We start from the raw sequence: 10,601 nt of genomic DNA on the forward strand, positions 1-10,601 counted from the left end.
TTTCACTATTATCGTTTTGGGTTACATCCAGATGTAACTCGCGCCCTCCCCGACTCATCCTTCGCGGCGTTCAAGGACATGGTTTTGATGCCCTGTTTTTCTACGAATGACAAATGACAAATGACGAATGACAAATGACAAATGACAAATGACAAATGACAAATGACGAATGACAAATGACGAATATGAACGTTATTCCAGCTATTGATTTACTTGAAGGTCGCTGTGTACGGTTATACCAAGGCGACTATGAGCGATCGCAAGTTTATAGTGAAAACCCAGTTGAGGTGGCGAAACAATGGGTTGACCAAGGGGCGAGTCGGTTACATCTGGTAGATTTAGATGGGGCGAAAGCAGGACACCCTGTTAATACTAAGACCATCGAAGCCATTGTCCAAGCGGTATCGGTTCCCGTAGAAGTTGGGGGCGGATTGCGCGACAAGGAAGGGGTTAGTCAACTGCTTTCTCTTGGGGTTCAGTATGCGATTCTGGGAACAGCGGCGGTTGAAGATCATCCCTTAGTTCAACACCTGTGTTCTGAATTTCCCGATCGCATTATTGTGGGGATTGATGCGCGAAATGGACAGGTAGCTACACGGGGATGGTTGGAAACCTCAGCAATTACCGCGACTCAATTGGCACAGCAAATGGCGAATTTGGGTGTATCGGCAATAATTTATACAGACATTCACCGGGATGGTACACTCACCGGACCCAACCGCGACGCCTTGCGAGAATTAGCCAGCCATGTTTCAATTCCAGTAATTGCTTCTGGGGGTGTCAGTTCGATTACAGACTTATTAAGTTTACTGGCGTTGGAACCCTTAGGCGTGATTGGTGCGATCGTGGGTCGCGCCCTGTATACGGGTGATGTGTCCCTCAAAGAAGCCATTCAAGCCGTGGGACAAGGGCGTCTTCAGGATATTCCCCCCGACTTGGGATCATCTTCACTGGCGTGACATCCTCCGACGATGAATCAAAGATTACATCGTCAGGTTCCCAACCTCACGATTGGGCATTGCTCCCCTACGCCAGTTATCTAGACACATATAAGTACACACGCCATTTAGGGTAAGGGCACGATAATCAGAGTGCCCCTACAGGTAGCTCTCAAACTCCTCATTAGTTAAAGGAAACAGGGAACTCAGGATCAAGGTGGCGGTTACTAGGGCTGACAGCAGTAGCCAAAATACCTAGATTTACCTATAATCGACCCAGAATTTTTGGCTTAAAAATCTATGGGTCGATTCTTGTCGATAGGGGAAGCCGCCGCCGTCAAGGGGGTGTCAATAGACACCTTGAGGCGATGGGAGAAAGAAGGAAAAATTCAGTCAGTGCGGACAGAGGGAGGACATCGCCGTTATGATATCGACGATTTGATTGACTTTGATTTTTATCCGGTCATGACCCAAGCCGAATCCCGCACTTATGTCACTACAACAACCAACCGTTGGGCGGTTGCGTTTTTGAATGACGCGGCGACTGTCGGCTATGATGCCAAGATTGAGTCCTTGAAGCTACTATTAGAGCAAAAGCCTCCTAGTAAGTCAAAGATTAATACTCAACTACAGAAAAATCATGACATCAACAAACGACAGGCGAACAGCATTATCGCCTATGTTGAAGGCGCAGTTAAGTCGGCCATTGAATGCCGTAGTAATCATATAAAATTGCTGCAAGGCAAACTCAAGCACACAACGGAAGTTATAGAGAAACTCGAAAAAAAGATTAACGCGCACTCCTATTATCTGCAAGCCGTAGAGCAGGTAAATCGAGGGAAAAAGAAGAAGGTCTCAAAGTCCCTCAAGCCCAAGTATCCAGACGCTTGCCCGATGCGGTGCGCTCATCATTTAACCCTGTACCAGTTTGCCAAAGTTAAGCTTCATCAAAAGAAGCGGTATGCTCATAAGTTAAGGCAGAAGATCGCCCAGATCAAAACCTCTCCTGTACACGTAAATCTGGGCAACAAGTATACCGTGGAGATGATTGGTTCAAAAGATGAATCTTACGGGAATCAAATTTGCCAATTGGATCTAATTGGGAAGGAACTTCATATTCGAGTTCCTTATGGCCTAGAGAAGCGATATGGTACATACATCCAATTTCCGATTCGATTACCCAAACATGGGACTTCCTTGCTGGCAACAGCTTGGTACAACCGACAAGCCTTAACCTATCGATTCATTCAGAAAAATCTGACTGAGTGGGAAATCCATATTACCTTTGATGTTGAACCCGCTCCTAGGATAACCGCCCCCGTTTCTTGGGGAGCCATCGGTGTAGATCTTAATCCCAACTGCATTGGTTGGGCAATGGCTGACAAGGATGGGAATCTAGACGGCTTTAGCCAAATCAAGGTCAATATTCAATCTCAGCCCAAGGGACGCACTGAGGCTATTTTGGTTGATGTTGTTACCGACTTGTGCATTGCAGCACTTTTCTGGTATCGGCACTCGTTTAAGTCCATGCGTTTTTAAGAGCGTTTTTAAGAGGTTTCTCGCGCCTCATGCACTAGCATCACTTTACGTGATAATCATCGATAAATCGATTGGCGATACTCACGACTTTCGCCTGTGCTAGACTAATTTTATAGATTAACACATTATTTATTACAATAATAGTTCTGGGAACGTTCTTTCCACGAGATTAACGTGATTGAAGTCGAAGTCCATTCCTCTCTACGTGCCTTTCTGCGAGAGCAAGGTCAACCCAACTGGCCCCACCATTTAACCATGGCGCGGCTGGTCGCGCGGGCTTTGCGCTTGGGGCGTTCTGCATTAATTCAAACGGGAAGTCCCCAAGAACCCTATCGTCTGAGTTACTTGGCACCTGCTTTAATCTGGCAGGAACCCGTGATTATTGTTGCGCCTGTGTTAGTCCAAACGTGGCTGCTACAGGTCGAAATTCCCAGCTTGCAAGAATGGATGGGTACAAATAAGGCGATTCACGTTGGTGACACATTCCCAGATGAGGATTTTCAAGGACTGCTAATTACCACTCCCGAAGCATGGTTGGCAGATCGTTTAGGGCAAAAAAGGGCGTTTCCTCAAGGTATTCCCACCCTGATTGACCAAGCGGACGATTTAGACTACTGGGTGCGCGATCAACTCAAGAGTACGATTCAGCCTCAACATTGGCATGACCTGATGTTAGCCCATCCGCAAAAGTCAGATTGGATTCGGGATCGGCGGGTGCGGCTAACCAAACGCTTATTTGAGCGTCCAGCCAATCCTTATGATTGCTATCTGATAGAATGCCGCGAACAAGCTGTTATCCAGGAGTTGTTTGAGATCTTACAATCGGCAAATGGTGGGGAGTCTGCCTATCTACCACCCGCCTGGAAACAGTTTTGGCGATGCTGGCAATCATCCAATCAGTTTACCTGGGCAGCGATTCAGCGATCGCAAGGTCAGTTTTCCCTGTATTGTGAACCCACAGAAGTAGCAACATCCCTCAGCCGTATCTGGTCAGAACAACCGGTAGTCTTAATTGGCGGGGCGCTAGATTTGGAGGCGTCGGCGGACGTTTACCGTCAACAACTGGGTTTAGGAGAGTTAACCTGTTTAAAATTTTCCCCTGACCGTCATAGTAAACTGATTCAGCTTTATTTACCCGACAGGCTACCGATGCCGAATACGCCCCGCTTCCGAAATGCCTTGTTTCAACAAGTGCGAACCCTTTTAGGGGCAAGTCATCAGGTGAAAACACCTATTGTCATCTTAGTCGGAGATGTCCCTCTGAAAACTCAGTTAGGGGCAGTTTTAGCCGCTGAATTTGGGTCGCGAGTCCAGGTGGAAAAGACCCAGCTAGAGGAAAATGGTATTCTAGTTTGCGGTTGGGAATTCTGGCGCTCTCAGCAACAGTTTTTACCCTCTCCCCAACTGTTAATTATTGCCACCTTACCCCTACCCTCCCTAGAATACCCTTGGGTGGCAGGTCAAGTGGCGTACTACAAACAGCGACGGTTAGACTGGTTTCGCTTATATCTATTACCTGCGGCGTTGCGAGAATTACAACGGGCAGTTGCACCAGTGCGAGACTCTCAAGGGATTGTTGCCTTATTAGACAATCGGGTTAACCATCGCAGTTACGGCACTCAAGTGTTGTCGGCGTTGAGTCCCTTTGCCCAAATTAATTATGTGGATGAAGGTTGGTTTGAATGACATCCTTCTCAAGTAACCCTCAACGGTTAGAGTTGGGATCTTCGCGCCGAATTCGATCAAGGATTCACATTATGTCTTGAAAAGATGACCCCTTTTCTGTAATGCTTAAAATTTTAGGATAATAGCTGTGGCTTTTAAAATCGGTTTATTGGGACTGGGAACAGTTGGTACGGGAACAGCAAAAATTTTACAAGACCCCACGGGTCGAAATCCCCTGCTGCAAGCGATTGACATTCATCGAGTCGGCGTGCGATCGCTAGATAAACCCCGATCCGTGAAAGTGCCGCCTGAGGTGATGACGACGGACTTGGAGTCAATTGTCACTGACCCAGAGATTGATATTATTGTTGAATTACTCGGTGGATTAGAACCCGCGCGATCGCTAATCCTCAACGCCATTGCCCACGGTAAGCATATTGTCACCGCCAATAAAGCCGTTATCGCCCGCTATGGGGCAGAAATCTTCACAGCCGCCGAAGAGAAAGGCGTCTATGTTCTCCTGGAAGCGGCGGTGGGCGGCGGTATCCCGGTGATTCAACCCCTGAAACAGTCCTTAGGGGTCAATCAAATTCACAGCATTACCGGTATCGTCAACGGGACAACCAATTATATTCTCACCCGCATGGAAAGCGAGGGCGGAGAATTTGCCGATATTCTGGCAGATGCCCAAAAATTAGGCTATGCCGAAGCTGATCCCACCGCCGATGTGGAAGGGTTAGACGCGGCTGATAAAATTGCCATCCTCGCTTCCTTAGCCTTTGCCGGACGGATTAAGTTAGAAGACGTTCACTGTGAAGGGATTCGCCAAGTCAGCGCCGCCGATATCGCCTACGCCAAAAACTTAGGCTTTGTGATCAAACTCCTGGCGGTAGCCAAGCGAGAGGCGAGGGTTGCCACCAGTGAACCCGAATCCGACATGCTACAGATTCGGGTTCACCCAACTCTGGTTCCCCAAGCCCATCCCCTGGCGAGTATTAATGGCGTGTACAACGCGATTTTGGTGGAAGGAGAACCCTTGGGACAAGTGATGTTCTTCGGTCCCGGTGCTGGTTCAGGTCCCACGGCAAGTGCGGTGGTATCGGATATTTTAAATATTGCGGCTGTATTGAAAACGGCGGGAGAAACCCATCACCTGCATCCCTTATTAAGTTGTGTACATCAACACTATTGCAGCATTGCCCCGATTTCAGAATTAGTCACTCGATTTTATGCCCGGATTATGACTAAAGATAGACCCAGTGTGATTGGTCATCTGGGGATTAGCTTTGGTAATCATGGGGTGAGTTTAGAGTCAGTCGTACAAATTGGCTTCCAGAACGAGTTAGCTGAAATTGTGGTTGTCACCCATGATGTTCGGGAAGGAAACTTCCGCAAAGCCTTAGCCGAAATTCAGGCGTTAGAAGCGGTTGATAGTATTCCCAGTGTTTTGAGAGTGCTGTAGTGCAGCAAACCCTACCTATAGCTAACCTGAATGTATAGTGTGTCATAGAGACTGTAGGGGCGACCCGCTTGGTCTAATTCACAACACCCGTCCATTCCATTAGGTCGGGTCGCCCTCCGCTTAATGTGAGAACACTCAGCCATGAACTAGGAATCATCAACCCTGAACGGTAGAATATGAACTGTTTGTCATCAGCGATTTATCAATGAGTGCTTCTCCTCAACTTCTTCCCCATGAGCATACTCTATCCTTAAAGACGGAAGTCCTTGTCGATGTCTTGACCCAGGTAGAAAATATCCTAATTATCCAAGATTTAGATGGCGTCTGCATGGGACTGGTTAAAGACCCATTAACACGAGTGATTGACCGAAACTATGTCAAAGCGACGCAGGCGTTTGAGGGTCATTTTTATGTCCTGACGAATGGAGAACATATTGGAGAACGAGGAGTTAATGGTATTATTGAACGCGCCTTTGGTAATCCGGCTGAGGTAAAGGCAAAAGGCTTGTATCTCCCCGGTTTAGCAGGTGGTGGTGTGCAATGGCAAGACCGCCAAGGGAATGTATCTCATCCTGGTGTGAGTGAAGCCGAATTAGAGTTTTTAGCCGAAGTTCCCCAGATAATTAAACTCCGGTTACGCCGCTTTTTTGAGCAAAGGAGTACAGCCGCAGAAATTGAAAACTTGGAGGACTGTATTCAGGCGTCTGTTTTAGAAAATAAGGCGTCCCCTAGTGCGAATCTAAATACGTTTTACGACCAACTACGCGAATATCCTCAAATTTATATGGACTTGCAAAAAGATATGCAAAATCTGATGCAAGAACTGTTACAAGAGGCAAAAATTAGAGGATTAAGCGATTCGTTTTTTGTTCATTATGCTCCTAACTTAGGCAGAGATTTAAATGGACAGGAACTATTGCGCCCAGCTCAAGGGCAGGATTCGGGAACCACTGATTTTCAATTTATGCTGCAAGGAGCGATTAAAGAAGCAGGTGTGTTAGGGATTTTAAATCGTTATTATTTTCAACGGACGGGTTCCTATCCATTGGGGGAAGAGTTTAATGTGCGACAAGCGCCAAAAACATTAGAGGAATTATTGGCATTAGTTAAAGAGAATTTTGACCCAAAAGATATGCCACTGATGATTGGTGTCGGAGATACAGTAAATAGCTCTGTGGAAGACATACAGGGACGATTAATGGTTCGCCGAGGCGGGAGCGACCGCAACTTTTTACAACTGATTCAAAATATTGGTCGGGAGTTAGATACGGGCAATATTATCGTCTATATCGATAGTAGCCAAGGTGAAGTCAAAAATCGCAAGTCGGTGAAAATTGGTCAGCATGAAACCTCTGGCGATGAAATTGTTGTACTCGAAGGTCCTGGTGATGTTCGTGATGTTGATGAGCCTTTAACCTTAAACTTTGTTTTTCACAAAGGTCATCAACAGTACAGTCAATTTTTTCAAAAGGTGGCGCGAGAAAGAGAAGCGAGTGATCACCGATAGGATAAGCAAGCTACCAACCCCAACATTAAGACAGTAGGGGCGTATAGACGTGCGCCCTTATTTATAGCAACCGCCATAGCGGTTAGGACGCATCATGTGGTAGAGACCAAACATGGACGGTCTCTACCACAGTTCTTCCTAATCAATCAATACGAGATGCGATCGCGCTTTTCGCCAAAAGGCAGACGATGACCCAGAGTTTGACCTTACCCCAGTTTTACCCCAATAGCTACCATAGCAAGCGCACGTAACCCCCTTGTATCGGATTTTGGTTAACTCCTGGTTGAAGCCGATGAGCGGATTTGAACCGCTGACCGTTCGATTACGAATCGAATGCTCTACCACTGAGCTACACCGGCATCACTTGACTACTATAGCAAGCTTTAGCGCAAGTAACGGCATCTTTTTTCTTCTATGGCATGAACCCTGTGAGCCAATCACTCCAAAGATACCTTTTTTATATTACAGCAAGGTTTGGCACAATTCACTGTCCAAGCTGGGGATAGTCATGTCACCATTAAAAGAGGTATGATCAACGAAACTCATGACCCATTCAACCCCAAACAATCGCCAGCCCCAGTCAAAGCCCAAATCGCGACAGATGAGTCCGGAAAAATACGCTCGACTGAAAGCTGAAGCCAAAGCGCCCTACCGAGGACTGAGAAAATTTATCTATGTGGCATTTGCCGCCTCTGGCTTTATTGGCGGACTCGTTTTCCTGGCACAGTTAATTGCAGGTCGAGAAGTGGCGACAGCATTTCCCAATCTGGCGCTACAAGTTGGCATCGTCGCCTTAATGATTTGGCTATTTCGCCTAGAACAACGGGCAGAGCGTAAGCCATAGGTTAAGATTGGCTTGAACTCGATAGATATCTGAATTAGGTAACAGCCAACCTACCTCTTTTAATCTCCAGGTAAAATTTCTAACGCTGTAGAGTTCATCCGAAACTATAGACCAATCCAAATGTTAAAGTTCCCATCAATGGGTATTAGGTTGTTTAGGAATTGTCGGCTCGTTTTATGGAAATCGAACAACGATTGGGTCTATACCAGGTTTTCCTGAAGCTCTACGAGTATCATCGGGGTCTACTCGATGAAATCCTCCAGCTTGAAAAAACGGGGCATAAAACGTTCTCGAGTCGAACAATTCGCTTTGTCACAGGTATCATTCAAAGTCAGCGACCTTGTCTGATGACCAATCTGGTAGAGGGAAAAACCCAAACCCTGTTTCAGCCGCAGGGAATTTGGACGATTGGTCGCGATCGCCAATTAGCGATATCGATTCCCGATCCCCACTTATCCCGTCATCATGCGGCGATTTATTATCTATCAAACAAAGGATATTACCTTGTAGATTTTAAAAGCACAAATGGCACCTATGTCAACGGTGAACCTGTCCACGGGCATATATCGCTTAAGGATGGCGATTGCATTCGACTCAGCACCCTTGCATTTTACTTTTTCCTCTGCAACGACACCCAAAAGCTCAACCCCGCCTCTCCAGAAATTATCGCGAAACTGAAAGCCTCCAAAGCGTCTTCCTCTGTAGAAGCTTCCCCATCCTCAAAACGAAAAGCTCCAGATCAAGATTTGGAGTTACCTGCAAAAGTCAAAGTCTCTGAAGGGGACTATCACAAAGGGACATCAAAATTTTTGCAAGAACTATCAAAGTTAGAAGAATTATCTGGAGAACCCGCCTTACCTAAATTAAATTCCCATCAACGCGCAGAAATTTTAGACCGATTTTTCAGTCGGCAAATTCCCAATCCGTAAACTAAGTAGTGGCGTGGCACAGCTTAATTGGTGGATTAGAATTGTAGGGGCGCACGGCGTGCGCCCAGAAAATCGCCAAAATCTATCCGACAATTTTAGCTGTGTCAGTCCGCCATCGTGCGTTAGCGTTCGCGAAGCGTTCCCGCAGGGTAGCGTAACGCACCCTTTATCAAGGTTTTGAGGGATTCAGCTTAATCTTCCTCAAAATTTTCTTGTTCTTCCTCTTGCTCCTCGTTCTCATCTGGATTGATGGAATTCGCTGACACCATAGCTCCCATATCAAGCTGTTCGCGCACTTTTTGTTCAATAGTCGCGGCAATTTCAGGATTCTCTTCAATATACCTGACACTATTGTCACGACCTTGGGCAATATTATCGCCGTTGTAGCTATACCAAGCTCCCTTGCGGTTAATCACTCCTGTTTGTTCAGCCAAGTCAACCAGACATCCTAACCGGGAAATCCCTTGTCCAAAGATAATGTCAAACTCAGCAATTCGGAAGGGTGGCGCAACTTTATTTTTTGCTACCTTGACCTTCGCTCGAATTCCATAGTCCCCTTCGCTGGCTTTCTTGAGCGTTTGAATCCGGCGAATATCTAAGCGAACTGAACAATAGAACTTAAGAGCATTACCGCCTGTTGTGACTTCTGGAGAGCCGTAGGTGATACCAATTTTTTGTCGCAACTGATTGAGGAAAATGACGGTGCAGCCTGATTTGCCAATATTCCCAGCAATTTTGCGTAACGCCTTACTCATCAGACGCGCCTGCAATCCCACTTGGGTATCGCCCATTTCACCTTCAATTTCTGCACGAGGCACCAAGGCGGCTACCGAGTCAATTACGACAATATCCACAGCCGCCGATCGCACAAGTTGATCGACGATTTCCAGAGCGGATTCACCACTATCCGGTTGAGATACTAAAAGGTTCGCAATGTCAACCCCTAACGCTGATGAGTAGGTGGGGTCGAGAGCATGTTCCGCATCGACAAATGCGGCTACTCCACCGCTCTTCTGCACTTCTGCGACGGCGTGCAAGGCGAGGGTTGTCTTTCCAGAACTTTCTGGTCCGTAAATCTCGATAATCCGTCCTCTGGGCAAGCCACCACCCAAGGCTAAATCTAGAGTAATTGCACCACTGGAGATGGTTTCCACCTTCATACGGGTGGCATCTCCCAAGCGCATAATCGAACCTTTGCCAAAGGTACGCTCAATCTGGTTGAGTACCAAGTTCAGGGCTTTTTCCTTTTCGGGACTGTTGGTGATTTGGGTAGCCATGGATGCCTCAAGAACTGTTATTGAAATGGACTGAGAATTAGTGCAGAAAGTTGGCTCTATTTTAACGCCGACTGCCTGCGAAATTAAGGGTATCTGATTTTTGGGAATAAATCACGGAAATGCTAATTTGTCAATGCTAAGACATCGTTCATCAACGCCATAATCTTGCCGAACTATTACTGTGTTTTGATCCCAAGTCTTGGGCTGGAGAGAAATATTTGACCGCATTTCCCCTCCCCCAATATAGAACACAGGTACTACTATAGCATTGTTGGGTCAATCGACAAGTTCGAGGATTTCAAGGGGTAGGGGTGCGGAGGTGCAGGGGGAGCAGGGGAAGCAGGGGAAGCCATGTTCCAGACGAGCCATGGATCGTCTGTAGGGGCGGGTTTAGGGACTAATATTGATTGTTATCCCTAGCTTGGCTGCAAAACCCGCCC

At 46.8% G+C, this 10,601-nt stretch carries 8 protein-coding genes, 1 tRNA gene and 1 pseudogene; 7 read left to right on the top strand and 3 right to left on the bottom strand.

Annotated features, from left to right (window positions below; all coding sequences use genetic code 11):
* Positions 1–8 precede the first annotated feature (8 nt).
* Positions 9–176, bottom strand: a complete 168-nt coding sequence (locus RIG27_RS16670) for a hypothetical protein (RefSeq protein WP_446346948.1) — start codon at positions 174–176, stop codon at positions 9–11.
* 9 nt (positions 177–185) lie between these two features.
* Between RIG27_RS16670 and hisA the strand changes: the two genes are divergently transcribed.
* From hisA to stpA, 5 genes and pseudogenes are all read left to right on the top strand, one after another.
* Positions 186–959, top strand: a complete 774-nt coding sequence (gene hisA, locus RIG27_RS16675) for a 1-(5-phosphoribosyl)-5-[(5-phosphoribosylamino)methylideneamino]imidazole-4-carboxamide isomerase (protein WP_446346960.1) — start codon at positions 186–188, stop codon at positions 957–959.
* Positions 960–1,238: 279 nt separating this feature from the next.
* A pseudogene (locus RIG27_RS16680) lies at positions 1,239–1,379 on the top strand (MerR family DNA-binding transcriptional regulator); the annotation flags it as partial.
* Between the two features lie 1,272 nt (positions 1,380–2,651).
* Positions 2,652–4,163, top strand: coding sequence for an ATP-dependent DNA helicase (locus RIG27_RS16685; RefSeq protein WP_446346950.1), 1,512 nt, complete (start codon positions 2,652–2,654; stop codon positions 4,161–4,163).
* Between the two features lie 127 nt (positions 4,164–4,290).
* Positions 4,291–5,604: a homoserine dehydrogenase gene (locus RIG27_RS16690; protein ID WP_446346952.1), complete on the top strand. Its 1,314-nt coding sequence runs from the start codon at positions 4,291–4,293 to the stop codon at positions 5,602–5,604.
* A 205-nt stretch (positions 5,605–5,809) separates the two neighbouring features.
* A complete protein-coding gene (stpA, locus tag RIG27_RS16695) occupies positions 5,810–7,111 on the top strand; it encodes a glucosylglycerol 3-phosphatase (RefSeq protein ID WP_446346954.1) in 1,302 nt (433 codons plus the stop codon).
* A 287-nt stretch (positions 7,112–7,398) separates the two neighbouring features.
* Here stpA and RIG27_RS16700 read toward each other — a convergent pair.
* Positions 7,399–7,470 (bottom strand) — tRNA-Thr (locus tag RIG27_RS16700).
* A gap of 185 nt (positions 7,471–7,655) precedes the next feature.
* Between RIG27_RS16700 and RIG27_RS16705 the strand changes: the two genes are divergently transcribed.
* Together RIG27_RS16705 and RIG27_RS16710 are read left to right on the top strand one after the other, a co-directional pair.
* Positions 7,656–7,955, top strand: coding sequence for a DUF3493 domain-containing protein (locus tag RIG27_RS16705; RefSeq protein ID WP_446346956.1), 300 nt, complete (start codon positions 7,656–7,658; stop codon positions 7,953–7,955).
* A gap of 176 nt (positions 7,956–8,131) precedes the next feature.
* A complete protein-coding gene (locus tag RIG27_RS16710; protein ID WP_446346958.1) occupies positions 8,132–8,884 on the top strand; it encodes an FHA domain-containing protein in 753 nt (250 codons plus the stop codon).
* Between the two features lie 191 nt (positions 8,885–9,075).
* Here RIG27_RS16710 and recA read toward each other — a convergent pair whose 3' ends face one another.
* Positions 9,076–10,161: a recombinase RecA gene (gene recA / locus RIG27_RS16715; RefSeq protein WP_446346491.1), complete on the bottom strand. Its 1,086-nt coding sequence runs from the start codon at positions 10,159–10,161 to the stop codon at positions 9,076–9,078.
* Positions 10,162–10,601 lie beyond the last annotated feature (440 nt).

Source organism: Coleofasciculus sp. F4-SAH-05, from assembly GCF_040222985.1.
GTDB classification, from domain to species: domain Bacteria; phylum Cyanobacteriota; class Cyanobacteriia; order Cyanobacteriales; family Coleofasciculaceae; genus Coleofasciculus; species Coleofasciculus chthonoplastes.